This window comes from Paenibacillus sp. MMS20-IR301 (assembly GCF_032302195.1).
In the GTDB taxonomy this organism is placed as follows: Bacteria; Bacillota; Bacilli; order Paenibacillales; family Paenibacillaceae; genus Paenibacillus_AQ.
In genome coordinates this window covers 3,813,480-3,840,350 of sequence record NZ_CP135275.1, presented here as the reverse complement: position 1 = coordinate 3,840,350, position 26,871 = coordinate 3,813,480, and the positions used below count along the sequence as shown (strand labels likewise).

General features: G+C 54.3%; 21 protein-coding genes and 1 riboswitch. Of the genes, 15 read left to right on the top strand and 6 right to left on the bottom strand.

Features of this window, described 5'->3' with window-relative positions:
* Window positions 1-94 precede the first annotated feature (94 nt).
* The 4 genes from LOS79_RS16555 (at window position 95) to tnpB (ending at window position 5,658) form a co-directional block, all read left to right on the top strand.
* A complete protein-coding gene (locus tag LOS79_RS16555) occupies window positions 95-1,273 on the top strand; it encodes an MFS transporter (protein WP_315421880.1) in 1,179 nt (392 codons plus the stop codon).
* 62 nt (window positions 1,274-1,335) lie between these two features.
* A complete protein-coding gene (locus LOS79_RS16550; RefSeq protein ID WP_315421877.1) occupies window positions 1,336-3,573 on the top strand; it encodes an AraC family transcriptional regulator in 2,238 nt (745 codons plus the stop codon).
* 108 nt (window positions 3,574-3,681) lie between these two features.
* On the top strand, window positions 3,682-4,380 hold the full coding sequence (locus LOS79_RS16545) for an SDR family oxidoreductase (protein WP_315421875.1): 699 nt from the start codon (window positions 3,682-3,684) through the stop codon (window positions 4,378-4,380).
* 144 nt (window positions 4,381-4,524) lie between these two features.
* Window positions 4,525-5,658 carry an IS200/IS605 family element RNA-guided endonuclease TnpB gene (gene tnpB / locus LOS79_RS16540; protein ID WP_315421874.1) on the top strand — a complete coding sequence of 378 codons (1,134 nt, stop codon included), beginning with the start codon at window positions 4,525-4,527 and terminating at the stop codon, window positions 5,656-5,658.
* A 145-nt stretch (window positions 5,659-5,803) separates the two neighbouring features.
* Here tnpB and LOS79_RS16535 read toward each other — a convergent pair whose 3' ends face one another.
* On the bottom strand, window positions 5,804-6,241 hold the full coding sequence (locus LOS79_RS16535; protein WP_315421872.1) for a response regulator: 438 nt from the start codon (window positions 6,239-6,241) through the stop codon (window positions 5,804-5,806).
* 14 nt (window positions 6,242-6,255) lie between these two features.
* Entirely contained in the window at window positions 6,256-7,467 is a 1,212-nt protein-coding gene (locus LOS79_RS16530; RefSeq protein WP_315421870.1) for a sugar efflux transporter, read from the bottom strand.
* A 115-nt stretch (window positions 7,468-7,582) separates the two neighbouring features.
* On the opposite strand from LOS79_RS16530, the gene LOS79_RS16525 reads away from it, so the two are divergent.
* Both LOS79_RS16525 and LOS79_RS16520 read left to right on the top strand, forming a co-directional pair.
* Complete coding sequence (locus LOS79_RS16525) at window positions 7,583-8,509, top strand: helix-turn-helix domain-containing protein (RefSeq protein WP_315421868.1); 927 nt, start codon at window positions 7,583-7,585, stop codon at window positions 8,507-8,509.
* Between the two features lie 186 nt (window positions 8,510-8,695).
* Window positions 8,696-11,515 carry a glycoside hydrolase family 3 protein gene (locus LOS79_RS16520; RefSeq protein ID WP_315421866.1) on the top strand — a complete coding sequence of 940 codons (2,820 nt, stop codon included), beginning with the start codon at window positions 8,696-8,698 and terminating at the stop codon, window positions 11,513-11,515.
* 276 nt (window positions 11,516-11,791) lie between these two features.
* On the opposite strand, the gene LOS79_RS16515 is transcribed toward LOS79_RS16520, so the two are convergent.
* Both LOS79_RS16515 and LOS79_RS16510 read right to left on the bottom strand, forming a co-directional pair.
* Window positions 11,792-12,274, bottom strand: a complete 483-nt coding sequence (locus LOS79_RS16515) for a hypothetical protein (RefSeq protein WP_315421863.1) — start codon at window positions 12,272-12,274, stop codon at window positions 11,792-11,794.
* Between the two features lie 21 nt (window positions 12,275-12,295).
* Complete coding sequence (locus LOS79_RS16510; RefSeq protein WP_315421860.1) at window positions 12,296-13,582, bottom strand: helix-turn-helix transcriptional regulator; 1,287 nt, start codon at window positions 13,580-13,582, stop codon at window positions 12,296-12,298.
* Window positions 13,583-13,700: 118 nt separating this feature from the next.
* On the opposite strand from LOS79_RS16510, the gene LOS79_RS16505 reads away from it, so the two are divergent.
* Complete coding sequence (locus LOS79_RS16505; RefSeq protein ID WP_315421857.1) at window positions 13,701-15,983, top strand: glycoside hydrolase family 3 C-terminal domain-containing protein; 2,283 nt, start codon at window positions 13,701-13,703, stop codon at window positions 15,981-15,983.
* Between the two features lie 77 nt (window positions 15,984-16,060).
* On the opposite strand, the gene LOS79_RS16500 is transcribed toward LOS79_RS16505, so the two are convergent.
* Window positions 16,061-16,990, bottom strand: coding sequence for an MBL fold metallo-hydrolase (locus LOS79_RS16500; protein ID WP_315421855.1), 930 nt, complete (start codon window positions 16,988-16,990; stop codon window positions 16,061-16,063).
* A gap of 235 nt (window positions 16,991-17,225) precedes the next feature.
* Window positions 17,226-17,338: riboswitch (guanidine-I (ykkC/yxkD leader) on the top strand.
* A gap of 57 nt (window positions 17,339-17,395) precedes the next feature.
* On the opposite strand from LOS79_RS16500, the gene LOS79_RS16495 reads away from it, so the two are divergent.
* The 7 genes from LOS79_RS16495 (at window position 17,396) to LOS79_RS16465 (ending at window position 24,976) form a co-directional block, all read left to right on the top strand.
* Entirely contained in the window at window positions 17,396-17,782 is a 387-nt protein-coding gene (locus LOS79_RS16495) for a DMT family transporter (protein ID WP_397386766.1), read from the top strand.
* A 1-nt stretch (window position 17,783) separates the two neighbouring features.
* Entirely contained in the window at window positions 17,784-18,098 is a 315-nt protein-coding gene (locus LOS79_RS16490) for a DMT family transporter (protein ID WP_315421853.1), read from the top strand.
* A gap of 303 nt (window positions 18,099-18,401) precedes the next feature.
* Window positions 18,402-19,265 (top strand): aldo/keto reductase, encoded by an 864-nt coding sequence (locus tag LOS79_RS16485; protein ID WP_315421850.1) that lies wholly within the window; start codon window positions 18,402-18,404, stop codon window positions 19,263-19,265.
* A 407-nt stretch (window positions 19,266-19,672) separates the two neighbouring features.
* A complete protein-coding gene (locus LOS79_RS16480; protein WP_315421847.1) occupies window positions 19,673-21,112 on the top strand; it encodes a PTS mannitol transporter subunit IIBC in 1,440 nt (479 codons plus the stop codon).
* Between the two features lie 201 nt (window positions 21,113-21,313).
* Window positions 21,314-23,380 carry a BglG family transcription antiterminator gene (locus LOS79_RS16475; protein WP_315421844.1) on the top strand — a complete coding sequence of 689 codons (2,067 nt, stop codon included), beginning with the start codon at window positions 21,314-21,316 and terminating at the stop codon, window positions 23,378-23,380.
* 16 nt (window positions 23,381-23,396) lie between these two features.
* Window positions 23,397-23,831, top strand: coding sequence for a PTS mannitol transporter subunit IIA (locus LOS79_RS16470; protein WP_315421842.1), 435 nt, complete (start codon window positions 23,397-23,399; stop codon window positions 23,829-23,831).
* Window positions 23,831-24,976 (top strand): mannitol-1-phosphate 5-dehydrogenase, encoded by a 1,146-nt coding sequence (locus LOS79_RS16465; protein ID WP_315421839.1) that lies wholly within the window; start codon window positions 23,831-23,833, stop codon window positions 24,974-24,976. Before LOS79_RS16470 ends, LOS79_RS16465 begins: the two co-directional genes overlap by 1 nt.
* Window positions 24,977-25,377: 401 nt before the next feature.
* Here LOS79_RS16465 and LOS79_RS16460 read toward each other — a convergent pair whose 3' ends face one another.
* Window positions 25,378-26,451, bottom strand: a complete 1,074-nt coding sequence (locus tag LOS79_RS16460; protein ID WP_315421836.1) for a M42 family metallopeptidase — start codon at window positions 26,449-26,451, stop codon at window positions 25,378-25,380.
* 146 nt (window positions 26,452-26,597) lie between these two features.
* Here LOS79_RS16460 and LOS79_RS16455 point away from each other — a divergent pair, with 146 nt between their 5' ends.
* The gene (locus LOS79_RS16455; RefSeq protein WP_315421833.1) at window positions 26,598-26,768 is read left to right on the top strand and encodes a hypothetical protein; all 171 of its coding nucleotides are present in this window, start codon (window positions 26,598-26,600) and stop codon (window positions 26,766-26,768) included.
* Window positions 26,769-26,871 lie beyond the last annotated feature (103 nt).

Here is a 26,871-nt window from a genome sequence, read left to right as displayed (position 1 = left end):
AAGAGAGGCTGTAAACACGCGGTTACCCTGGAGTAATCATCTGCGCCAAAGCACCACTTTGTGGGGTTATTTTGAGGTAAAGGAAGAATGCACCATGGAAAATACGGCGATAATACCTTTGGAAGCCAAGCGGGAGCTGCTCAAGCTTCGATTACTCTATTTGCTTACGGGCCTGGCAGGCGGCCTCTTTAATCCATATATAACAACCTTGTTTGTACATCAGGGCATCGGAGCCAATGTAGTCGGGATGCTTATGTCTGCAGGCACCCTGCTGTCTATTGCAGTGCAGCCGGTATGGGGAATGCTGGTGGACAGGTACCGTCAGACGAAGCTGGTGCTGGTATTGAGTATTTCTGTTCCGGCTGTCTTGTCTTTCTTCTATGGTGTTCAATATGCCGCAGTCATTGTGATGGTCTACGTGCTGTCAATTGTATTTCAGGCTACCCAAAGTCCGGTGGCGGATTCCTATGCGGTTACCGCAGCGGCGAAGGGCCGGACCTCGTATGGAACGATCCGCAGTCTGGGCAGTCTGGGAACAGCGCTCGGCGGATACGCCGGAGGGTTCTATCTTTCCCATTTTGAAATTACCCGGCTATGGCTGCCCTTTCTGCTCTTAAGCCTGGCAGGAGCAGCAACGGTATTAACCCTGTCGCGCAGCACGGAGAGCAAGGCATCGGCCATTTCACTGTCGCAAGGTATGAAGGAGCTGCTGGGGAACCGCCTGTTTGTGCTGTTTCTGATTGCCTGCTTTTTCGTCAACCAGACGCTCACGGCCTACAACTCGTTCTTCGTCCTGGCCTTTCAGGAGGCGGGCGGCAGCTATTCCCTGGTCGGGACAGCGCTGCTGCTGGCCTCCTTGACGAATATTCCGTCGATGCTGCTCGCAGCCAGAATTCTCAGGGGAATCGGGCACGAACGGACGCTGCTGCTGGCGGCATTCTTTTATGCGCTGCGCTGGGGCATTCAGTGGCTCTTCCCCGTTCCGGCGGTGATGGTCGGGATTCAGGTGCTGCACGGCCTGTCCTTCGGGCTGTTCTATGTTGCTGCTGTGGAGTATGTGGCCGGGGCATCCGGCAAAAAAATGCAGGCAACCGGGCAAAGTCTGTTTAATATGGTCTTCTCCGGTCTGGGGGGAATTGTGGGCAACCTGCTGAACGGCTATTTGTTCTATTCCGGCGGTGCCCAAATGATGTATTTGGCCTGCACAGTTAGTGCACTTATCGGTGCCGGCATGCTATATTGGATAAACCGAATGGCCAAAGCGCACATGTAAGCTTTCCTGTCATAATCCAGGCGGCTGTTTCGGATTCCATTCGAAGAAGGGCGGGAGTACATATGAAACGGAACTGGTCGAGCAGAATGATGTTCTCCTATTTCCCTATCTTTTTGCTGACGGTATCGATCCTGATTTTCCTGTCGTTTCTGATTGTAGGTGAGCTTTCGCGCAGTGAGACGGACAAAGCCAACCGTATCTCTACCGGCTATGTGGTGGATTCCCTGCAGAATGCCCTTAGTGATGTGGAATTATCCGTGCTTCAGGAGATGGAGACCAATCATGATTACGGTGATTTCCTGAGCGGGCTTAGCGATGAAGGCGACCGGACCCGGCTCTATAATACAGTGAATGATATGAGAGGCGTACTGTACCGCAACCAGCTGATTGACTCGATCTATATCTACCGCAAGTGGGATGACCGGGTGTTGACGCTGAACGGGCTGGTCGACCGGGAGATGTTCGCGGACCGGGACTATCTTGACAGTGCGCTGACGGGGCGGGATGACCGGAACTGGAGCGATGTGCGAAAGCAGCGCATCTTCAGCTCGGACCAGCCGGCACGGGTCATCAGCATGTCCAAGAAGCTTCCGCTGCCCTTCGGAGCCGAAGGAATGATTGTGGTGAATCTAAGCATGTACCGGCTGGAGCGGATGATTGACAGCATGACGAACAGCCAGGTCTCCTTCATGCGCGTGCTGGATTCACAAGGCGAACTGATCTATACCGCCCACCGGGAAAATACGCTTGCAGAGGGCAATGTGCTGACCCGCATTCACTCTGATAATACAGGCTGGACCTTCGAGAGCGGCATCCGTGCAGGCGAGCTGTTCGCCTGGATGTCGGTTGTCTCGTATCTCTGGATTATTATCGGTATTCTGACTGTAGTGCTGGGCACCCTCTATATTCTGTATATTACACGCAAAAACTACCGGCCGATCCAGGCGATGATGAACCGGATTCAGGCGCTGCAGTTCCGTGAGGAGAGTCTGGACAGCAAGTCGCGCAGCGAGCTTGTGCTGATCGACCGGGCACTGGAGGCGCTGATCAATCAGACGGTAAGCTATCAGCAGCAATTCGATGAGAACCTGCTGGTGCAGCGCCGTCAGCTGTTCCTGGATTTAATGGAAGGGGAACGCAGTGATTTCCGGGAGGAGCAGCTGGAACGCTTCAAGCTGTTCACCGGAGAAGCTGCGTATTATGCGTTTATTACCGCAGAAATGAACAGGTACGATGAGTTCCGGCAGAAATACCCGGCCAAGGAGCAGAACATGCTCAAGCTGACCTTGATGAATCTGTTCCAGGAGCTGGCGGCGGAAGAAGGTCTGCAGGGCTGGGCTGAGTGGGTGAGCAGCAACCGGGTTGGACTGATTATCGGCAGCGGTGCCGGACTTGCAGCAGAGAAGGAACGGCTGCGGAAGCTTGCGGAACGTTACCTGCGCTGGGTCAGTGATAATCTCGGACTGTCACTAACGATCGGAGTCGGCCCCGTAGTTACCGGGCTGGAGGCAATAACGGAGTCCGCTGCAGCTGCCGGGGCTGCGCTGGAGCATAAGCTGTCACTCGGCAGGGATATGGTCGTGCTGAGCGACAGCCTGCCAGACCGCTCTACCCTGCACTCCTATAAATATTTGCAGATGCTCGGCGAGATCGTCCGGGAATTCCGGATTGCCGACGAGAATTGGCGGAAACGGGTAGACGAGCTGTTTATCTGGTTCAGCGGTGATCAGATCAGGGATGAAGAGATACATATGCTGCTGCACATGCTGATCCAGATGCTGGACCGGGAGCTGGGGCAGCTGTCGGACAGCTTGCGGCGGATTTTTGCCGGGCAGAGCCTGCAGGGGTATTACCGTCAGATCGAGGCACAGGCCACGCTTGAACAGGTGCATGCGGAAATGCTGAAGTGGCTGGCCGAAATATACCGGATCTATGTATCCGTCAATGAGTCCAAAAGCTACCGGGCGATGATCAGCGAGATGAAGGTATATATAGAAGAGAATTTTGACAATCCGGATCTTTCACTTAAGCATTTAAGCGACCGGTTCCAGATTTCGGGCAAATATGCCAGCCATCTGTTCAAAGAGGAATTTGATATGAAGTTCGTGGATTTCCTGACCCAGCTGCGGATGCAGCGGGCCGAGTATCTGCTTGCGACCACCGGCGATAATCTGCAGGATATTGCCTTGAAGCTGGGTTATACCAGCTCGATTACATTCGGGCGGGTCTTCAAAAGGGTAGTCGGGGTTACGCCGGGGGATTACCGCAAGCACCGGATGAAGCCGGGAAGCGGAGAATGAGCCGCGTTGTACGAGGCTTGACAGCCCTTTCAGAGATTGGGTATGGTAGTCTGGCCGGACCTAAGGGGGCGGCGTTCATTCAGACTGGGAACAAGGGAGGAAATTCTAATGAATATTCTAATTACCGGCGCCGGGCGCGGACTTGGTGTTGATCTGGCCACCGCAGCGCTGGAGCGCGGGCACTCGGTTATTGCCGGAGTACGGCAGTATCCGGCGGAGCAGACGGAAATCTCGCAGCTTGCCGCAGATTCCGGCGGGAGAATGACTATAGTCAGGCTTGATGTAACGGATGAAGACGGAATAGCCGCGCTTGCTGCGGACCTGAAGGACGCGGGACGCACACTGGGCGTAATCATCAATAATGCCGCGGTGCTGAATGGTACAGATACTCTGCTTGAGGAGCTGGATATAGAGGAAATGCGGACGGCAATGGATATTAACCTGTACGGGCCGATGCGGGTGGTCAAGCATTTCCTGCCGCTCCTGACAGAGCCGGGGGCTTCTATTATTAATGTCTCATCGGAAGCAGGCAGTATAACGAATGCTTACCCGGGCAGCTTCCCGTATACGATCTCCAAAACAGCGCTCAATATGTTCTCCCAGAAGCTGCATGTTACATTGCAGGAACGCGGTATTCATGTGCTTAGCGTACATCCCGGCTGGATGTTCACCGACATGGGTGGAGCAGCAGCCCCGACGAATCCGCGTACCAGCGCTGACGGCATCCTGCAGCTGATCGAGCAGCGCACCATGCCGGAAGGCCGATTCATGTTCGTGGATTATACAGGCAAGGATATGGAGATTTAACAAATCGGTTGTCAGAATTCCCCCACTTCTAAAGTGGCGGGATGAATGATAACGGTTTGTCTTTGCTTTTCAGAAGATCTTTGGTAAAATCGAAACAAGAACATATATTCCTGTTTTGATTCATAGAAGTTGAGGTGAGGCTTCATGCTCAAAGCTTTCAAATTTCGGTTATATCCAAGTGCTCCGCAGGCTGATTTCTTGGTGAGAAGCTTCGGCTGTGTGCGTAAAGTCTACAACCTCATGCTGAATGATCGCATCGAAGCCTACAAAAAGCACCGGGAAACCGGTGAACCCATCAAGCTTCCTACACCCGCCCAATACAAAAAAGAATATCCTTTTCTTAAAGAAGTCGACAGCTTGGCCCTATGTAATGCCCAGCTTCATCTGAAGGCCGCCTATAACCACTTTTTCCGTCATCCTTCCTCCGGTTTTCCAAAGTGGAAATCCCGTAAACATCCGGTCCAGTCCTACACCACGAACAATCAGAATGGAACCATCGCGATTGTGGCAGGGCGTTATTTGAAACTGCCCAAGATGGAACCTGTGCGGATCAAGCTGCATCGGCAGCTTCAGGGCCAGATCAAATCGGCCACCATCTCCCGTACGGCTACCGGTAAGTATTTTGTGTCCATTCTGTGCGAAACGAAGGTGGAAGCGAAGGCATTAACCGGTTCGGTTATCGGGATGGATCTCGGCGTCACTTCGTTTGCCACCTTCTCGGGTGGAACGAAAGTCCAGAATCCGAAGCATCTGATGAAAACTGCAGACCGGCTCTCCAAGGCCCAGCGTAAACTGTCGCGCCGAGCGCTGCAGGCCCAGAAGGAGGGGCGCCTCCTCGCAGATAGCCGTAATTACCAGAAGCAGCGTATCCTTGTGGCTAAGCTGCATGAAAAAATAGCCAATCAGCGGAACGACTTTCAGAACAAACTCAGTACGGAACTCGTCAACAACCACGACGTGATCTGTGTGGAGACTCTGAATGTCACGGGGCTGGTTCGAAACCACAGGCTTGCCCGTAGTCTTCATGATGTCGCGTGGTCCGCCTTTCTGTCCAAACTGACCTACAAAGCAGAGTGGTATGGGAAACAAGTGATCCGGGTGGGACGCTGGTTCCCTTCCAGCCAGCTCTGCTCGGCCTGTGGGCACCGGGATGAAAAAAAGGGACTCCACATCCGGGAATGGAGCTGTCCAAGCTGCGGAACCACGCATGACCGGGACGTAAATGCAAGTAGGAACATCCGGACAGAAGGGCTGCGTCTGCTCAATGGAACCGCCTAAATCTAACGCTGAAGGGAACCGCAGGGACTGCGGGGATCGCTTGGTGTATAAGCCTAACCGCTGCTTCGGAAGGTAGTCTCCAGAGCAAGTATGGGCTGTTCCCAAGAAGCTCACACCTCTATAGGTGGGAGTAGTTCACTGTAAGCTAGAGCAGCTGGCGGGCCTGTGCAGATTCCGGCTGGTTCTGGTAGAGATGGCTGTAAGCCTTGCCGCTGCCGGCGTTTGTGCCTGATGCGCCAAGCAGAGCAGCGTCCAATTCCTCAAGCCTGACCGGCTTAAGGAGGACATCGATGCCGCCCCGGGAGAAGGCCTGGAGGATGAAATCATGGCTGCTGGTCACAATCAGCCGGCCGTTCCGCTCCCCGTAGAGCTGCTCCAGTACACTGGCTTCACTTAACAGAAGCAGCTTGGCGTCTGTAATGATAAGCTCCGGCCGGTATTTGCGGATAAGCTGTATTGCTGCAGGCTTGCAGTCTGCTTCCAGAATATCCGCTTTATCTATAGTGTCCGGTGAGAGATGTTCCAGCATCACCTTCAGGCTGTCCCGCACCTGCGGGTTATCGTCAATAAGCAGAATTGGCATGAGTATTCCTCCTGTCAGGATGCAGTATGCTTTGAGGGGGCTGCCGCCAGGGAGCGCCGGGGCAGAATGAGCAGCCCGAGTGAGAACATGCTAAGGACCAGGCAGAGAATATAAGAGTACCGGTATCCGGTCCACTGTGCAGCTATTCCTCCTGCGAGACTCCCGGCCAGCTTGCCGATGGTGGAAGCATTCGTATAGAGCGTAGAGGCATAACCGGGTAACTCCGGCAGCAGGTCCTGGATATAGCTGATGCCGACGGCCGAGATGACTGCAACGAAGAAGGCGAGCAGCACTTGTCCGGCTATAAGCTGCCACAGCTCACCGGCTCCGAGCACAATCAGGTAATAGAGTATGCCAAGGGATATTCCCCAGCCTAGCAGCTGCTTGTTAGTATATTTGGCCGCCAGCAGCCCGAGCATGATCATAAACGGGATTTCCAGCAGGGCGCAGATGCTGGCGATGGATGCGACATTCTGCGTATTGCCTCCAAGCGTATTTATAATGAACAAGGCTATGTTGAGGTTATTGGCCCAATGTCCGGTATAGAGCAGTGTCAGCACGATAAAAGGAATCAGGACCCCGGCATTCCGGTGCAGCGAGACAACAGGCTGCCTGGTTTGGCGGGGCTGTTCTACTGCAGCGGGGCGGCGTGCGAATACGAGTATAAGCAAAGCGCATAGCAGGAAGAACAGGCCTGTTGACCAGAAAATACCTTGAAACCCGAAGTGCTTGAGCAGAACGGCTCCGGCCAGCGGACCGCTGATGAACCCGAGGGAGAACATGGAGCGCAGGGTTGAATTGGCATAAGCATGATCAGCAGAGCTGCCCCCGTTCACAGCTTCTCTTGCACTGGCGAATAATTGCGGCATTGCCGGAGATCCGGCTGCCGTGAAGATGGTCATATAGAGCAGCAACAGATAGAAGTCATGAATGAATATATATCCGGCAAAGGCAATGGCGTTAAAAATCATGGAGACGACCATCAGCGGTCTCCGGTCCGGGCTGCGGTCAGAACGTCTGGCAATCATCATGCTGAGACCGATCCCGCTGAGCAGGGTGACGGCGGTGAAGATTCCGAAGGCTCCGGCCGACACGCCAAGGACTTCTGTGAAGTAGACTGCCAGAAATGGAGCGCTGACGGAGATAGCCATTCCCTGCAGCAGCATGCAGAGCATAAATAGCAGATAGCCGGGAATCCGAAGCAGGTTATAGGTTCTTATCAGCATTCAGTGGGTGAAATTCCTTTCGGTGCAAGCTTGCAGCCTTATCTTTGATTTGGTTATAGTATAGTTAATTGTTTGGGAATATTGAATGTTTTATCTGATCATAAAAATATACTATTTGGCTGGGACGGTGAACATTGTGGATGTGCGGCTGCATGCCTGCGCTTATTCTTTTCATACACTGCCTTATAAAACCTCCTTTACGCCGCCGCCGTTCTTCCTCTTCCGGCTGCAGGTGGTCGGTACTTGCCGTGCGCTGGTCAACGGGAAAATAAGCCTGATCCAGCCGGGGGACCTGCTGATCTATGAGCCGGGCGAGCCTTATCACCTGACCGTCGATGAAATGGACGGCAAAATCGAGAGCGGAGATTATTACCTGCTCTGCGAGGGGGCATGGATCCGGCAGTGGTGGGAATCACGGCCCCGCCAGACCCATCAGCGCATCCATCTGGATGCCGGAATGCTGTCCCTGTGGCAGCAGCTCAGTATCGAGCAGCACCGGATTGCCCAGGACAGCCCGGAGCTGATCTGCCACCTGCTCTGCGCGCTCTGCCTGTCACTGGACCGGCTGGCAGTGGAGTCCTTCTCTGTAGAGGATACGCCTAAGCGCTCCAATGAAATGGTCATGCGGATGCATCATTATATTAACAAGCATGCCTTGAGCCCGCTGCGGGTAGAGGATGTAGCAGGTTATGTCGGGCTCAGCGTATCGCGGGCAGTCCATCTGTTCAAGGAGCTGACCGGCTACACGATTATCCAGTATACCCAGGAGATCCGGCTGTCGAATGCGCTGGAGCGCATCCGCTATACCGACTTCAATCTGGAGACAATCGCCGGTGCCTGCGGGTTCGGAACCTACTCTTATTTCCACAAAGTGTTCAAAGCCAGATACGGCACTTCCCCCAAGGAAATCCGCCGCCGGCCGCTGGAGAACCAGCCGGAAGGCGATTATGTCATTAAGAGCGGCGATCATAAGCTGACGGGCTTGTCACAGGATGCGATGAAATTTCATTATCCTGATGAAGCGCTGAATAAGGATTCCTGAGCTTTAGCTGCATGCCGAATCTCTAATTGTGAACTGATTTTTATGTCAATTGTTCAGGTGTCGCTGTAAGCGCTAATCTTTTATGATGGTGAAGGATAGGACAACCGGGCTGGGCGGAGGAAAGCGGACGCCTGGGCTTTGGTTGTAATGAAACCGTTATCATAATGATTGAAGGAGCGATACGTAATGGAAACAGTGACATATCCGTTTCAGCAAATAGAGCTGCAGCTGAATGAACGGGTGCAGGATCTGCTCTCCCGGCTGACGCTTGCGGAGAAGGTAAGTCTGATGCCGCAGTATCAGGCGGCGATTGAACGCCTTGGTGTAGGCGGTTACAAGCATGGGACCGAAGGGGCGCACGGAATATCGTGGCTGGGCAAAGCGACCTCCTATCCGCAGCCGAGCGGACTGGCCTGTACGTGGAACCCGGAGCTGCTGCAGCGGATCGGTTCAGCAATCGGTGATGAGGCGAGAGCGTTCTACAAAAAGAACCCTGCGGTTAACGGCCTGACCCTGTGGGCGCCGACGGTCGATATGGAGCGTGACCCGCGCTGGGGCAGAACGGAAGAGGCTTACGGGGAGGATCCTGAGCTGACAGGCCAGCTGAGCACTGCACTGGTCAAAGGGATTCAGGGCGATCATCCGGTCTATCTGAAAGCGGTAGCAACCTTGAAGCACTTCCTCGGGAACAACAACGAAATTGACCGCGGCGTAGCTTCCTCCAGTATTGATCCGCGGAATATGCGTGAGTACTATCTGGAAGCCTTCAAGCCTGCCTTCAAGGAAGGCGGGGCACAATCCATGATGACCGCTTATAATTCGGTGAATGGTGTTCCGGTTATTCTGCATCCGGCTGTGATGGAGATTGTTAAGGGCGAATGGGAAATGGACGGCTTCATTGTAAGCGATGCCGGAGACCTGTTTGGCATTGTGAAGGATCATAAGTATTATGACTCTTTCGCCAGATCGATGGCCGAATCGATCAAGAACGGGATTGACAGTGTGACCGAGGAGACGGAGGAGACCATTAAGGTTATTCATGAGGCGCTCCAGCAAGGTCTGCTGACCGAGGGGGATCTGGACCGTGCATTGTCGAACACCTTCCGTATCCGCTTCCGGCTGGGTGAGTTCGATCCGGCAGAAGGCAATCCGTATGCGGGTATCGATGATTCTGTCATTCTCTCTAAAGCACATGGTGACTTGTCCCTGCAGGCTGCGAAGGAGTCCATTGTACTGCTGAAGAATGAGAAGGCAGCGCTCCCGCTGAATGCGGATAAGCTGTCCAGGGTTGCTGTCATCGGACCGCTCGGGGATGAAGCGTTCAGAGACTGGTATTCCGGTACGCTGCCGTATGCAGTAACACCTCTGCAGGGGGTAACAAAGAAGCTGGCGGGCAAGCAGGTAGCCTTCGAGAGCGGCAGTGACCGGATAATCCTGACGTCTGCGGCCAGCGGCCGGGCGGTGGGCATAACCGGTGAAGACGGGCGGCTCGCGGTGCTGCATGACAAGCCGGAGCATGGTGAACTGTTCCGCCATACGGCTTGGGGCTGGACGGCGAATACGCTTGAGGCGGTTAGCCGGGGGCAGTATGTCACCCTGACCGATGCCGGAACGCTTACGGCTTCTGCCGATGAAATATACGGCTGGTACGTGAAGGAATCGCTGAATCTGGTGCCGGAGGCAGAGGGTGCAGTCAGCTTGCGGACCTGGAACGATCAGCCGGTCGTGATCAGTCCGGAGGACGGCACACTTCGTGCTGTACAGGCGACTGACGAGGGTGAGCGCTTATTCCATAAAAATATCATTGTAGACGGTATAGCTGCTGCGGTCAGAGCAGCGAAGGATGCTGAGGTCGCCGTCGTCTTCGTCGGGAACCATCCGCTGCTGAACGGCAAGGAAGAGATCGACCGCCCGGATATCGTATTGCCGGAAGAGCAGGAGCAGCTGGTTAAGGCGGTCTATGCCGCCAACCCGAATACGGTTGTTGTAATTGTGGGCAGCTATCCGATATCTTCCGCCTGGATCGATGAGCATATTCCGGCAGTGCTGTACACTTCCCACAGCGGGCAAGAGCTCGGCAATGCGGTGGCGGATGTCCTGTTCGGTGATTACAGCCCGTCAGGCAGGCTGAATATGACCTGGTACCGCTCGGTAGACCAGCTTCCGGAATTCATGGATTACGATATTATCAAGGGTAAAAGAACCTACATGTACTTTGACGGAGAGCCGCTGTACCCGTTCGGCCACGGACTGAGCTATGCGCAGGTAGTTTACAGCAGGCTGTCGCTGGCAGCTGAAGAAGTGCAGCAGGCTGGAACAATCAGCTTGAGCGTAGAGCTTGCTAACAGCAGCAGTACAGACACTGACGAAGTGGTACAGGTGTATGTGCAGTCCTTATCCAAGCGGATCAGACGGCCGCTCAAGCAGCTGAAGGATTTTGCCAAAATCCGTCTGGCCGCAGGACAGTCACAGATAGTCTCCTTCGAGCTGCCGGCTAGCGATCTTGCCTTCTGGGATGTGAGCCGCGAGCAATACTGTGTGGAGGACGGGGAATATAACATTCTCGTCGGGCGTTCCTCCGGCGACATCAGGCTGTCCGCCAAGATCAGAGTGCATGGCGATACGGTTCCGGCACGCAGCCTCTACACCGCGGTCAAAGCAGAGAATTATGATGATTACGAGGCGGTATTCCTGGATGAATGCAAGGCTGGCGGAGCCTCCGTGCATCCGGTGAAGGATGGCGCATGGATCGCTTTCAATAATGTTGAGTTTGCTGAAGGGGCAGCAGGGATTGAAGCGCTGGTCTCCTCTGTCAAGGGCGGCAGCATTGAGGTCAGAACCGGCAGTCCGGCAGGAGAACCCGCAGCGACGCTGGAGGTTCCGGCAGGTACTGCCCAGGAATGGCATAGCCATTCAGCAGCAGCAGCCTTGGCTGCCGGCACCGCTGATGTGTATCTGGTATTCACCGGCGATGTTTTGCTCAGCCGTGTTCAGTTCACGGTGTAGAAAGAAAGTAAGCCCCTGGCCTTGTGGCCGGGAATACGAAGGTGTATGAATGCCTGTTCCATGGCGGATTAATTAAGGAGCAGTACCGGAGTATAAGGTTTATGCAGGTTCATGGAGTACTTTAGTGATTTGCAGTTCCAGTTAAGCAGTTAAAAGGGCAGCCTGAGCGGTCGGTAAGACCGCAGGGCTGCCCTGTCTTTTTTAAGCTGGACATAAGGTGCCGGCTTGCTGCTCTAGGCCGGTCGGTTTCGCCTGTTTGCCCGGCTCCGAATATGTTTAGTCGCCGCCGCCGCCGCCGCCGGAATCCCCGCCCCCGCCGGAATCCCCACCGCCGGAGTCATGCCCGCCGCTGTCCCATCCGCCGTGGTCACTGTGATGACTGCTGCCCCAGTTACTGCCGCCATGACTGTGATCATGATGGCTGTGCTGCCCGTTATTCCCGTTATGATGACGGTCATCGTCTGTGAACATACTCATTCCGGCTCCGGTCATGAAGCTCTGATCAGCAGAGCTGTCCCTGTTTTTGCTGCCATATCCCCTGTTGCCATATCTGTTGTTCCTGTGCCCGTTGTTATTATTGCGGATGAAGGCCCGCATAATGACAAAGACAACTCCCCCGACGAGGATAATCCCGATTCCCAAGCTGAACCGCTCCTTTGCAATGAAATGATTAAAAGCGTTCTTATCCAGATCATACCATATTTCTGCAGAGCTATGCTGTGACATGACCGTAAGACTGTGGCGGCGTAATTGCCGCAATAATGGAATAGGCTACCCGGGTCAACGGGTGATTCTCCCGGTATCCCGCTTGTATTGTCCCGGGGTATGGCCTGTGTATCTCTTGAACACTTTGGTGAAGTAGCTCTGGTCATTGAAGTGCAGCCGGGAGGCAATATCAGAGAGGGTGAGCCCGGGCAGCGCCATCAGGCGTTTGGCTTCCTCAATCCGCTCCTGCTGAATGTAATCACTGATTGCGGTGCCGGTCTCTTCTTTGAACAGCCGGGACAGGTAGCTGGCGTTAAGACCTGCGAGTTCGGCCAGCCTGCTGAGCGGAATCTCTTCATACAAATGGTTAAAAATATAATTCTGGCATAAGGCGGAGACGCGGGACAGCTTCGGGCTGCGGGTACCCAGCACCTGATCGGCGAAGTCGCAAAGAGCGGCAAGCAGGGCACGGTCCACAGCCGGAATATCATGCAGCTCTTCAATATGCTGGATGTGGAAGTCACTGAGCGTATAGGCAATCTCCCAGAACAGTCCGCCTTCAATCGCTGCGCGGGTCGCGAGAGTGATGGAGGAGACGGCCAGATTTTTTTTGCTGCGCAGCTGGCTCTTCTTGGACAACAGCCCGTAGCTCTCTTCAGAAAAAGCAGCCTGGGTCCGCAGCAGTCCCGCCTTGTCGCCGTTGGTAATGTGGCGGAACATCTCCTGCTCCAGCATCGGGTCGTGATGCAGCCAGGTATGCTCGCGGCGGTACGACAGATTAAGATCGGGCCCGCTGCCCTCCGGGGAGAGAGAATCCTCCTGGGCAGAGTCGGCCAGCAGTAGTTCTGTAATTGAGAGCGTCTGACCCGTAGTCAGGGTATAGAGCAGCAGCGCAGCATGATACCAGCGCATCCGGTCCAGCACAGGCAGGCTGCGGAAATACTCACGCCAGTTCTCCTGCTGCCCGGGCGGAATACTCCAGTCGCGCATCAGTCTGTCCGCATTGTCCCCGGTGACGGGTGCGCTTAATACCGGGCCGATGATTATAATTCCACTGTAGCCCTTATCCGGAGGCAGCCGGAGAATGATGAAATTCTCAAGCATGCCGGTGGTATACAGGAGAGGGAGTGCAGCCGTCCCGGTCCCGGGTACCGTTGCCTCGCTGCTTCTGCGGACGGCCTCCATCATATCTGCCGGCAGTCCGGCGTGTTCCTGAGCTCCCGGGCGGTTTGGGAATGCCAGGGGCAGAACCAGCCTGAGGCTGCCTCCGGCATCCAGCCAGCGGACCTGCACGCGGTAAGCCTCGTATACCAGCTTGCAGATGTATCCTGTTCCATCGCTATAGACTATATCCTCCGGCATGACTAAACCTCCTCTATTTAGTAATAAAAATACCAAAAATACAATTAAAATACCATAAAAGCTTGAACAAGTAAGCTAAAATGAAGAAAGAAAACGTATTCTTAGGAGGGTTTTGGATATGACAACGGCAACAGCAGCGGATATTCAGAAGCTTATTTCACAAATGACACTCGAAGAAAAGGCCGGGCTGTGCTCGGGACTGGATTTCTGGAATACCAAGGGAATAGAGCGGCTGGGGATTCCTTCATTAATGGTAACAGACGGACCTCATGGCCTTCGTAAGCAGCAGGGAGATGCGGATCATCTCGGTCTGCACAACAGTGTACCGGCAACCTGCTTCCCTTCCGCGGCCGGACTGGCTTCCACCTGGGACCGGAAGCTGATCACCCGGGTAGGCGAAGCGCTGGGAGCAGAATGCCAGGCGGAGAATGTGGCGGTTCTGCTAGGACCCGGCAACAATATCAAACGCTCCCCGCTGAACGGCCGGAACTTTGAATATTTCTCGGAAGATCCCTATCTGGCTTCGGAGATGGCTGCCAGTCATGTGAAGGGCGTGCAGAGCCAGGGTGTCGGAACCTCGCTGAAGCATTTCGCCGCCAATAACCAGGAGCACCGCAGAATGTCTGTAAATGCGGTGATTGACGAGCGGACACTCCGGGAGATCTATCTGGCCAGCTTTGAAGGCACAGTGAAGCAGAGCCAGCCGTGGAGCGTAATGTGCTCCTATAATCAGGTTAACGGCGAATATGCCTCTGAAAGTGAAGCGCTGCTGACCAGAGTACTCCGTGAGGAGTGGGGCTTCGAAGGCTTCGTGGTATCCGACTGGGGCGCTGTTAATGAGCGGGTGAAGGCACTGCAGGCCGGGCTGGAGCTGGAGATGCCGTCAAGCGGGGGCATCGGTGATGCGAAGATTGTTGCTGCGGTGAACAGCGGCGAGCTGCCTGTGGAGACGCTGGATCTGGCTGTTACGCGGATGCTGGAATTTGTCTTCCGCAGCACAGGGAACCGCCGCGGGGATATTGTATTTGACCGGGAGAAGCATCATGCACTCGCGCGTGAAGTGGCCCGGGAGAGCATGGTGCTGCTGAAGAATGAAGACGGCATTCTGCCGCTGCCTAAGAGCGGCACGCTGGCTATTATCGGCGAATTCGCCACAACCCCGCGTTATCAGGGCGGCGGCAGCTCGCATGTGAATCCGACGAAGCTGGATGATGCTTTCACTGAGATGCAGGCTGTAGCAGGTGATGCGGCAAGCTTCCTGTATGCCCGGGGATATGAGCTGGCAAATGATGACGTTAATGAGGCATTGCTGCAGGAAGCGCGGGATACAGCAGCTAAGGCAGATGCAGCCGTGCTGTTCCTCGGACTTCCAGACCGCTATGAGTCGGAAGGGTATGACCGGGCGCATCTGTCGCTACCGGCTAACCATAAGGCGTTAATCGCTGCGGTCGCAGAAGTACAGAGCAGTATCATCGTGGTGCTGAGCAACGGTTCACCGGTGGAGATGCCGTGGCTGCCGCAGGCTAAGGCAGTGCTGGAGGGCTATCTCGGCGGACAGGCCTTTGGCGGCGCCGTTGCCGATCTGCTCTTCGGTGAAGCCAGTCCAAGCGGCAAGCTGGCGGAGACTTTCCCGCAGAAGCTGAGTGATAATCCGTCGTTCCTGAATTTCCCGGGCGAAGGCGATACTGTGGAGTACAAGGAAGGCTTGTTCGTCGGCTACCGTTATTATGATAAAAAAGAAATCGAGCCGCTGTTCCCGTTCGGCTTCGGACTTAGCTATACCGAGTTCCAGTACAGCAATCTGGTTCTGGACCATACCCGCATCAGCGATACGGATACCGTTCAGGTGAAGGTAACCGTGAAGAATACCGGCAGCAGAGCGGGGAAAGAAACGGTACAGCTGTATGTTAGCGATGTGGAGAGCAGTGTAATCCGTCCGCTGCAGGAGCTGAAGGGCTTCGACAAGATCGAGCTGCAGCCGGGTGAAGAACGGGAGGTAACCTTCGAGCTGAATAAACGCTCGTTCGCTTACTACAACGTGGGATTAGCCGATTGGCATGTGGAGAGCGGGTTGTTCACGGTCTCTGTCGGCTCCTCCTCCCGTGATATCCGCCTCAGTGCAGAGCTTGAAGTTGTATCAACGGTGAAGCTGGCAGCAGAATTCCACCGCAACAGCACAGTGGGCGACCTGCTGGCCAACCCGCTTACCGAGGGCAAAGCGAAGAAGTACGGCAGTATTTTCGGTATGGAGGATGCGATGGGGGATAACCCGGAAATGTTCCTGGCGATGATGAAATATATGCCTTTGCGCGCCTTAATCGGCTTCGGGCAGGGCAAGTATACCGAAGCCGATCTGGCGGAGGATTTGCGTGAGCTGAACGCGCTGGCCGGGCAGGAGTAAGGCTGAGTAAGCATATATTGAAACAGTTCAGGCAAAAGCAAAGGGGGAGGTCAGCACCTGACCTCCTGCCTTTGCTTTTATTGACTGAGCAGAAACTCCAGGTTACGGTAGAACACACCGGTGGCCTTCCAGTCCTGATAAGCTGCGGGAACTGGGATGTCTGAAATTTCCACCGCGTCCCCTGAGCTGCCGTGTTCCCCGCGTAGAGCCAGCAGGTCTGTGATGTATTGCCTCATGCTGCTGATACTGCCGGCGCCGCTGACTGGACCGTGGCCGGGAACAATCTGCTGAGCACCCAGCTTCTCCAGTGTATCGAGGGCAAGCAGCCAGCTCTGCGGATTACCGTCCGTGAACAGCGGATGATTCTGGACGGCGATAACATCTCCGGCGAATACAACTGAATCTGCAGGCGAATACAGGATGGTATCACATGCTGTGTGAGCCTCACCGAGCGAGCGGAGCGCAACGCTTCTTTTACTGCCGGAGAGGGTCAACTCCCGGCTGTATGTAATTGCCGGATAAGTTACTATCAGTGTTTCAATGGACTCGCGTATTTCCTGCAGATAAGCTTGTTCCGCAGTCAGACGGAGCCGCGCGGCTTCGTCTGGTTCAGCAGAGATTGCGGCGGCAAGTGCAGCAAGATCCGTCTGCAGATTAGGCAGCAGCGGAGTCATGCGGGCGAGCCATTCAGGCTGGGTTCTTCGCATCAGCTCTCTGGTTATATTAGAGGCTATAATCGTTTCTTCACAGAACATTTGGTTGCCCCGGACATGATCTCCATGCCAATGGCTGTTAACAACATAGCGGACCGGCTGATTCAGCAGGTGCAAAGCGGCCCTGCGCAGATCTTGTCCGGCCTGCGGAGTATTGAAGGTGTCGAAGATTAGTGTACAGCCGCCCAAATCGATAATACCGGCGTTGCTCATGGCTCCGCCTTGCTCCGCAGCTTCAAGGGCATAGATTCCGTCTGCGATTGGAAGAATATGAAAATGTCTGGATTGGAACATAACTCTGCCTCTTTTCATAACTATTAGATTTATAATTATAAAATTCAATATATTACCAGTTCATCTTTACGTGATCATACTGCAGCATGCTGTATGCTGCAAGTCCCAATCTGGTAACGGAACCTGGGTAACATCTATAATAGCCATGGAATCAGGGGGAAATGGAGTCTGGCACAACCTGGTGCTTGCTTTTCGCAGCCGGATTTGCTAACATACGATGTAACTTAATAAGCTTTCATTTGTTCTCTAGGGTTCCGCAGTGTGCAATTGGCGCTGGCCTGGTCCGAGGGAGAACGCGCGGAGTGAGTTTTGTCCGTGTATACACGGAGGGATAAAAGCCCGGGAGGTATCGTCAATGCTGACGATAACCTTCCGGGCTTATTTTATTTTCAGGGGGAGAGAGAAATGGACACAAGCAAAGACACAAACAGAAAAAGCGGCAACGGTAAGGCATGGGCAATGATTGCAGGGGCGGCCTGCTTCGAGGTAGTCTGGGTAATCGGGCTGAAGCATGCTTCGGTTCCATGGGAGTGGGCCGTGACAGCGGTGGCCATCCTGGTCAGCTTCTATGCCCTTATCCGGGCCAGCGGCAGGCTGCCGGTCGGCACCGTCTACGCCGTATTCGTGGGACTTGGAACAGCGGGAACGGTGCTTACCGGAGGTGTGCTGTTCGGGGAGCCGCTGCGCCCGCTGAAGCTGATCCTGATTGCCGTGCTGCTGGCCGGTGTAGTCGGGCTGAAGCTTGCCACTCCGGCAGAAGATCAAGATAAGCATGTAAAGGAGCTGAATTAAAATGGCATGGATGATGTTAATTGCCGCAGGATTATGCGAGATGTTCGGGGTAGCGATGATAGGCAGGCTGCATAAGCACCGCAACTGGCAGTCGGTCCTTCTGCTGGTTCTGGGCTTCGGCGCAAGCTTCCTGCTGCTGTCACTGGCTATGGAGACGCTGCCGATGGGAATCGCCTATGCCATCTGGACAGGGATCGGCGCGTCCGGCGCTGCAATCATGGGAATGCTGTTCTATGGTGAAGCGCGGGACCTGCGGCGGATCTTCTGTATCGTGCTGATTCTCGGAGCGGTAGCCGGGCTGAAATTAATCGGTTAGTTTGTTCGTCCATCCTGATCCACGCGTTAATGAGCCGGGTTAGCGTTACGGACAGGAGAGACGTTAATCCCGCGAAAAAGTGCCTAAGTGCCAGGCTTGAGGACAGTTGGAACCGTCTCAAGCGAGCAGATAGTCCGCTTGCTGTGCTGAATGTGGCAGTTTGAGTGAATTTGGCATTATATTAATGATGTTCTGTTTATAGTTACAGATTTGGACACTTACCTGATGTTTCGGGAGGGTTATTATGGTAAGTATAGGTAGTAACAGCAATTACCATTCATCCGATAAGGAGAATTCATCACTATGAGTACAACGATATCTGAACTAGTCACTCTGCCGGACGGGACAGCACTGCCCAGACTGGGCCAGGGAACCTGGTCCATAGGGGATCACGCCTCAAGCCGGGCTGAAGAAATAGCCGCACTGCGCCTGGGCGTAGAGCTTGGAATGAACCTGATTGACACCGCCGAAATGTACGGGGAAGGGCGTTCCGAGGAATTGGTCGGCGAAGCGCTGCGGGGCATCCGTGACCAGGTGTTTCTGGTCTCCAAGGTGTATCCGCATAATGCCGCGGGAGATAAGCTGATCCGCAGCTGTGAAGCCAGCCTGAAGCGGCTCGGCACGGATCATCTGGACCTGTATCTGCTGCACTGGCGCGGCAAGATCCCGCTGGAAGAGACGGTTGCCGGCATGGAGGCGCTGGTGGCTTCCGGATTAATCGCCCGCTGGGGCGTATCCAATCTGGATACTGCGGATATGCAGGAGCTGCTGCGTATTCCCGGCGGCAACCGCTGCGCGGTTAACCAGGTGCTCTATCATCTCGGCTCAAGAGGAATTGAGCATGAGCTGCTGCCTTGGCTGAAGGGGCATAAGATTCCAGTGATGGCGTATTCTCCGCTGGCCCAGGCAGGGAAGCTGCGGAAAGGGTTAACGGAGAATGAGACAGTACGGCAGATAGCCGAGAGCCATGGCGTGACGCCGCTGCAGATTCTGCTGGCCTGGAGCATTCACGAAGGGGATGTGCTGGCGATCCCCAAAGCGGCAACCCGTGAGCATGTTGCCCAGAATGCCGCGGCCGGCAAGCTTGTGCTTACCGCCGACGAGCTTTGGCAGCTGGATGATGCGTTTCCCCAGCCTTCATGGAAGGTGCCGCTGGATATGATTTGATTGTGCTGCAGCATAGCAGCAGGAACGGCCGGGCTGTCCGCATTTGCGGGCAGCCTTTTGTGCGCTTGAAGTCCCTGCAAGTATCAGGGTTTATTTGTGCTGAAGCCTGATAAGTTGCGGAAAACAGTGCATCCTATCAGGAAAGAGGCAGGCAGATATAGGCCCTTCCGGTAGGACAAGCCAGCAGAATTATCCGCCTTGTATAGGCCGTTTGGAGTAGGGAAACACCGTACTTAAGCCCCTTGGCAGGAACTCTTAAATGTTGTCAACAATGTTCATGACGAAACCGTGTTTTCAATTTGATGACAAAGAAAGCGCTTTGATTTACGATGTGTTCATAGGGGATAACCACTTCAGGAGCAGGTACATGAAGGGTTCCCATTCAATCAATTAAGGGGGCATTTTAAATGGCCACAACGGCAACAACGCAAACTTCATCCGGTGGTGCAAGGGTGAGGGTTCAGCAATTTGGACGCATGCTCAGCGGCATGGTTATGCCGAATATCGGCGCATTCATCGCTTGGGGGTTAATTACAGCATTATTCATTCCAACCGGCTGGATTCCAAATGAAACGCTGGCAACCCTGGTAGGCCCGATTATCACCTACCTGCTGCCGCTGCTGATCGGTTACACAGGCGGTCAGATGGTTCACGGCAAACGTGGTGCTGTAATCGGTGCACTAGTAACGATGGGGGTTATCGTAGGAACAACTATTCCAATGTTCCTGGGTGCCATGATCGTTGGTCCGCTGGCAGCTTGGATTCTGAAGCAATTTGACAAAGCGGTTGACGGCAAAATCAAAGCCGGCTTCGAAATGCTTGTCAATAACTTCTCGCTCGGTATTATCGGCGGTGTCTTGACGCTAGGAGCGCTTAAGGGCGTTGGACCTCTGGTTCAAGGTTTGACCAACATTTTGTCCAATGGTGTTGAATTCCTGGTTAACCATAACCTGCTGCCGCTCATCAACATTATCATTGAGCCAGCGAAGGTATTGTTCCTGAACAATGCAATCAACCATGGGGTACTTGGACCGATTGCGCTTGAAGAATCTCAAAGAGTCGGCAAATCCATTCTGTTCATGCTGGAATCGAACCCTGGTCCTGGTCTGGGTATCCTGCTCGCTTACTGGCTGGTAGGTAAAGGTTCTGCTAAGTCTTCTGCACCGGGTGCTGTAATCATTCACTTCCTGGGCGGTATTCATGAAATCTACTTCCCTTACATCCTGATGAATCCTCGTCTGATTCTGGCTGTAATCGGTGGCGGTGTATCCGGTACAGCTACATTCCAGATGCTGGGTGCAGGTCTTGTAGCTTCTCCTTCGCCGGGCAGTATCTTTGCTTACTTCGCAATGACACCTAAGGGCGGTTACTTCCCGATGCTGGCCGGTGTAATTGTTGCCACAGTCGTTTCCTTCGCGCTTGCTGCCTTGCTTCTGAAGACAGTTAAGAAAAACGATGAAGAAGAAATGGATCTGGAAGAAGCAACAGCTAAGGTTAAAGACATGAAGGCTTCCGGAACTGCAGCACAAACTGCAGCAACTGCAACTGCTGCCGCTAATGTCCGCGCTAAAGGCAATGTGAACAAAATCGTCTTCGCTTGTGACGCAGGTATGGGTTCCAGTGCAATGGGTGCTTCCGTTCTGAGAAAGAAACTGCAAAGTGCAGGAGTCAACATTACGGTTGTTAACTCTGCTGTCAGTGAAATTCCTGCCGATGCTGATATCGTAATTACTCAGAAGACACTGACTGACCGGGCGATTGCGAGCAATCCAAGCGCTGAGCATATTTCAATTGACAACTTCCTGAAGAGTCCGAAATATGACGAGCTGGTTGAACGTTTGAAGTAAGTATCCTAAGTGTAAAATAACTGTATATGCAAGATGCTGAATAAGGAGACGCTGGCCGCCAAAGCCAGCGTTTGTCTCCAAATATAAGAAAGTATATGCTCCAATATACTCGATCCTTATATTTCTCGCTGAAACGGATGCCGTCCCTTAGAGGACGGCGTAGCCGTTTCTACTTGGTGTATGGCGGAGGGTTTGCGGACAATGAGGAAAATTACCGCGAGACAGCGCCAGATCATATGGCTTCTGCTCGGAGTCAGCGGGGAAATCACCGCCGCTGAAATTGCCGAGGCTACCGGTGTAAGCGTACGGACGGTTCACCGGGAGATGGAAGACATTGAGTCTGCGCTGAAGAATTTCGGTGTGAATCTGATCAAAAAATCAGGGAAAGGCATACAATTGAGCGGCCCAGAGGCCGGTCTTGCGGAGCTGCGCCTGTTTTTGCGGGAAGAAAAGCCGGCGGAGTATTCCGGAGAGGACCGCAAGGTGTATGAGCTCTGCGCCCTGCTGGAGGCGGAGGAGCCCGTGAAGCTGTTCACGCTCGCCCATTCCCTTAAGGTGACCGTGGCCACCGTCAGCTATGATCTTGACGAGCTGGAGCAATGGGTCCGTAAATTCGGCCTGGAGCTGGTCCGCAGAAGAGGATACGGCGTCGAAATTACGGGCAGCGAGCTCGATAAGCGCCGGGCCATCGGCAGGCTGGCTGCCGAGCATCTTGACCTGTCCGATCTGGTCGGCCACGGTTCTCTGGCGCAGAGCAATCCGGTCTTTCGCGTCCTGCTCTCTACAGTGGGCAAGACCAATCTCATGGATGTAGAGAATACACTATGGGACATGGAATGGAAATGGACGGCGGAGCTTCCGGAAATCGTCTATATGGAAATGCTGCTGGGCCTGGCCGTGACAACACGGCGGATTGAAATCGGCCGGAGCATTGACAGCGGGGAAGAAGCCGGTTACTCCAGAATGTCCGATCACCGCAACATTGCCGGGTCCGAGAGCTTTGTCCAGCAGCTGGGGGATTCCCTCGGCATAGACATTCCCCGGGCAGAGATTCTGTACATTGCCGGGCTGTTCGACCGGGTGCAGGATTCATTCTCTTCCGCCGGCTTTGCATACGGCGACATTGAATTAATGGAAATTGTCTATAGGCTGACAGAGAGTGTGGTTAAGCGCACCGGGCTTCCTTTCCAAAGCGACCGTTCCCTGCGCGAAGGGCTGCTGGAGCATATTGATCCGGCCCTGAAGCGGATCCGTGAAGGCACCCGGATCCGCAATCCGCTGCTCGGCCCAATCCGCAGGGATTATGAATACCTGTTCAACATCGTCCGCACCTCAGTGGAGGATATGAAGCTTGACCTGGAGATTCCGGATGAGGAAATCGGTTTTCTGGTCATGCATTTTGGAGCTTCTGTAGAGCGGCTTAACCAGCTTAGGCGCAACGTCCGCGCCATACTGGTCTGTGCCAGCGGGCTTAGCTCATCCCGGCTGCTCGCGACCCGGCTGACCAAGGAGATGCCGCAGATTGAGATACTCGGCAATATTTCCTGGTATGAAGCCGCAAGGCTGCCGGATGTTGAATATGATCTCATCATCTCAACGATAGATTTGCCGATTGATAAGGAACGATATATCAAAATCAGCCCCCTGCTCACAGGGGAAGAAATAGAGAAGCTGTTAAATTATATCCAGAACACTACGCTGAGGGAACGGGAAGCCGTGCCGGCCGGTGATCAGGACCGCGCTGTGCGGGAAGAAGCTTCGCTTGAGCGGCTGAAGAGCTATAAGGGTATCCTTGATGAAATGGTCAGCCTGCTGGACCGCTTCCGGTTCCATCCGGTTGACAACAAGGATATGGACCTGTCTTCGACACTTGCCGGGATGCTTGAACTGCTGGGCGGAAGCGGCGTAATCGGGGATGCGGATATTGTGCTTGAGCGTCTGCTGGAGCGGGAGAGGATGACCAGCCAGGTGATCCCGGATACCGCTCTGGCCCTATTCCACACGCGGAGCAGCCATATCCATCTATCCTCGCTTACGCTGTACCGGCTTCGTCAGCCCGTGATTCTGGAGGGGGATACTGAGGTCAGGGTAATACTGCTTATGCTCGCTCCCCGCAGGCTGTCCAAGGAGAGCCTGGAGGTACTGAGCGAGATCAGCGCTTTGCTGCTTAATTCGGAACTGGTAAAATTACTGGAGGAGCGTACGGAGCCGGAGATTCGGAGATATCTGTCCTCAGAGCTGCTTCATTTTTTCCAAAATAAAATTTGAAAGCGAGAGAAACCATATGAGTATACTGTCAGAAAGTAAAGTAATCATGCACGGTGCCGCTAAAGACAAATATGAAGCGATCACTATGGCGGGCAAGCTGCTTGTCGATGCAGGACATGTAACAGAAGAATACGTTCCTAAGATGCTGGAGCGTGAAGAAGTGGTATCCACTTATATGGGCGGAGGCCTCGCGATTCCACACGGAACCAAGGAAGGCCGTCCGTTCATCAAATCCACTGGCTTGTCTATCATCCGTTTTCCGGAAGGGGTAGACTTCGGCGGGGATGAGCCTGCATTTGTAGTCATCGGGATCGCGGCAGCAGGCGACGGACATATGGAGGTCCTGACCAATGTAGCGATGATTTTCACCGAAGAGGATGCAATTGAACGGGTAATGAATGCACCAACCGCCGCTGATGTTATTGCCATCTTCGAAGGAGGCATGGAATAATGAAGGCTGTCCATTTCGGAGCGGGAAATATCGGCAGAGGCTTCATCGGACTGCTGCTCTCGCAGGCAGGGTACGAGGTATGCTTCGTGGACGTGAACGAGGCCTTTGTATCCCAGCTGCAGGAGCGCGGAGAGTATCCGGTGACGCTGGCCAGCGAGGGGCAAGAAACTGTTATCGTTCAAAATGTTACTGCACTGAGCAGTGTTACGCATGCTGAAGAAGTAGCGGCTGCGATTGCAGAAGCGGATCTCGTTACAACCGCTGTCGGTGTATCCATTCTTAAGCATATCGCCGGTACAGTAGCAGAGGGGATTAAACGCCGTGTTGCCGTGTCTGACAGACCGCTGCATGTCATTGCCTGCGAGAATGCCATCGGCGGCAGCGCCCAGCTGAAAGAGCTGGTATATGCACAGCTGGATGAAGCGGCCCGTGCCAAGGCGGAGACTTCAGTAGCCTTCCCTAACGCGGCTGTAGACCGGATTGTTCCGCTGCAGCAGCATGAGGATATACTCAAGGTGGTCGTAGAGCCGTTCTATGAATGGGTTGTAGATGCCTCTCAGATGATCCCGGGCTATACGCCAGTTGAAGGCGTACACTACGTAGAGAATCTGGAGCCGTATATCGAGCGCAAGCTGTTCACGGTGAATACCGGACATTGTTCCGCGGCATACCTGGGCTTCCTGCAGGGCTACGAGACGATTCAGCAGTCCATGGCCGATGAGGCCCTGACCGCCAAGGTCCGTGAAGTGCTGGAAGAAACCGGTGCGGTGCTGATTCAGAAGCATGGCTTCGATGCGGCAGAGCACAGCAAGTATATCGATAAAATCCTGGAGCGCTTCCGCAATCCGGCGCTGACCGATGAAGTCTCCCGAGTTGGCCGTTCGCCGCTGCGCAAGCTTTCGCCGAGTGACCGCCTTGTATCGCCGGCATTGCAGGCCTATGACCGGGGGCTGAGCTATGCTGCACTGGCCCGTTCCATGGCCGGGGCACTGCTGTTCAAAGCCTCCGATGATCCGGAAGCGGTAGAGCTGCAGGCTGCGATTGCCGAGCTTGGAGCGGAAGCGGCTCTGGCGAAGTATACAGGCCTTGCTGCGGATCATCCGGTACATCAGGCTGCGATGGAGCAGTATAATAAGCTGAAATAAACAGATTGAATGCTTTGAAGCCGCAGGGGATAACCTATCCCTGCGGCTTCTTTATGTTCGCCCAGCATGATGTTTCTACATAGATGTTACAGTCATCCGCGTAGAGGTCGGTGGTGACTCCGAAATTCGCAATGGCCGCGTTCGGAATTAAATGGATTTTCTACACCTGCTAATGAAGCCTAATTAAGATACGTTTTTCCAATTAAAAAAGGAACGGGCTTAAGTTTTAGAACTTGAAGCTTGTTGCTGCTGTAGTGTAAAGCTCCGTTCCACCTTTGAGGGAGTTAAGATCGGAAATTGTTCTGCGGGAGGTAGTGCCTCGCGGGCATAATAAATACGGTGCCCCTGCATATGCGGGAGGCACCGTATCCGGAGCTGCAGGTATAGCCGCAGCTGAAGGTTCAGCTGTTCTCGATAATGGTCTGCAGGGTAGTCCGGTCAAGACCTTCGATGAGTTTGACCAGCAGCTCTTTGGCTGCGGCATAATCATCGGTGTGAATTATAGAGGATGCAGTGTGGATGTAACGCGAGCAGATGCCGATTACAGCCGAAGGTATGCCGATGCCGCTGGTATGCACCGCTCCGGCATCTGTTCCGCCCTGGGAGACAAAATACTGGTATTTGACCCGGTGGGTATCCGCCGTATCCTTAACATACTCAACGAGCCCGCGGTGGGTAATCATCCCCGGATCGAGAATACGCAGCAGCGCGCCCTGGCCAAGCTGGCCGAATGCGTTCCGGTCACCGGTCATATCGGCTGCCGCACTGGCATCCAGCCCGAAGAAAATATCCGGAGCAAGCAGATTAGCCGCCGTCCGCGCCCCGCGCAGGCCGACTTCCTCCTGTACTGTAGCACCGGAATAGACGGTATTCGGCAGCTTCTTGCCGTGCAGCTCCTTCATCAGTTCAATCGCAAGTCCCACACCGTAGCGGTTGTCCCAGGCTTTGGCCATAATCTTCTTCGGATTAGCCAGCGGCGTGAACGGGCATACCGGCAGGATCTGCTGTCCCAGGGCCACGCCGAAGCTCTGGGCTTCTTCACGGCTGTCCGCACCGATGTCGATGTACATTTTGCCGATATCACCGGTCTTGCCGCGCTCCTCCGCGCTCAGCAGGTGAATCGGGGTACTGCCGACAATGCCGTCCAGCACTCCCTTCGGCGTAATGATGTGCAGCCGCTGTGAAGCCACAGCCGAAGCCAGCCATCCGCCCAGCGGCTGGAAGCGGATCATGCCGTTATCGGTAATGCCTGTAACCATGAAGCCCACTTCATCAAAGTGGCCGGCGACCATAATCTTCGGGCCGTTTGCCTCTCCGCGCAGCACGCCGAACAGGCTGCCCAGGCGGTCCTGGACAAATTCGCTGGTGTATGGGCTCATGGCCTCCTTGACATAAGCGCGCAGCTCGCGCTCGAAGCCCGGGACTGAGGGGAATTCTGTTAAGGTTTTGAACAAGTCGAGTGTTTCTGCATTCATATTCGTATCGCTCCTTTTCAACATCTAGTATGAACATTGTTGCATGAATTGTCCATGTCAGGAAGGCGAACGGACACAGCTGCCGGCAGGCGAATACAATGCAGTGAGGGCTCTGCAGGCAGGAGCCGGGAAAGGAAGCGAAGAGAATGTGGCTTTCCGGAAACGTAGCCGGAACCGGCGTATACGGGGTACCCAGGAAAGTGCCGGCCCGCAAGCTGCATAAGCGGTACCCCCGCCGCTGCCGGCGGGGCAATGAAGCTGTGCTCATACTGGTGCTGTTCATGCTGCTGATTGTTGTGCTGCTTTATTTTTCCTGAGCTGGGGAGGACATAACGGGGCCTTCAGTAGTGAACAATAAGGAAAAAGCCCAACAGAAGCAAAGCCCGGGGGACGGGGAAGCCGTAAGCCTTAGCCCGATCC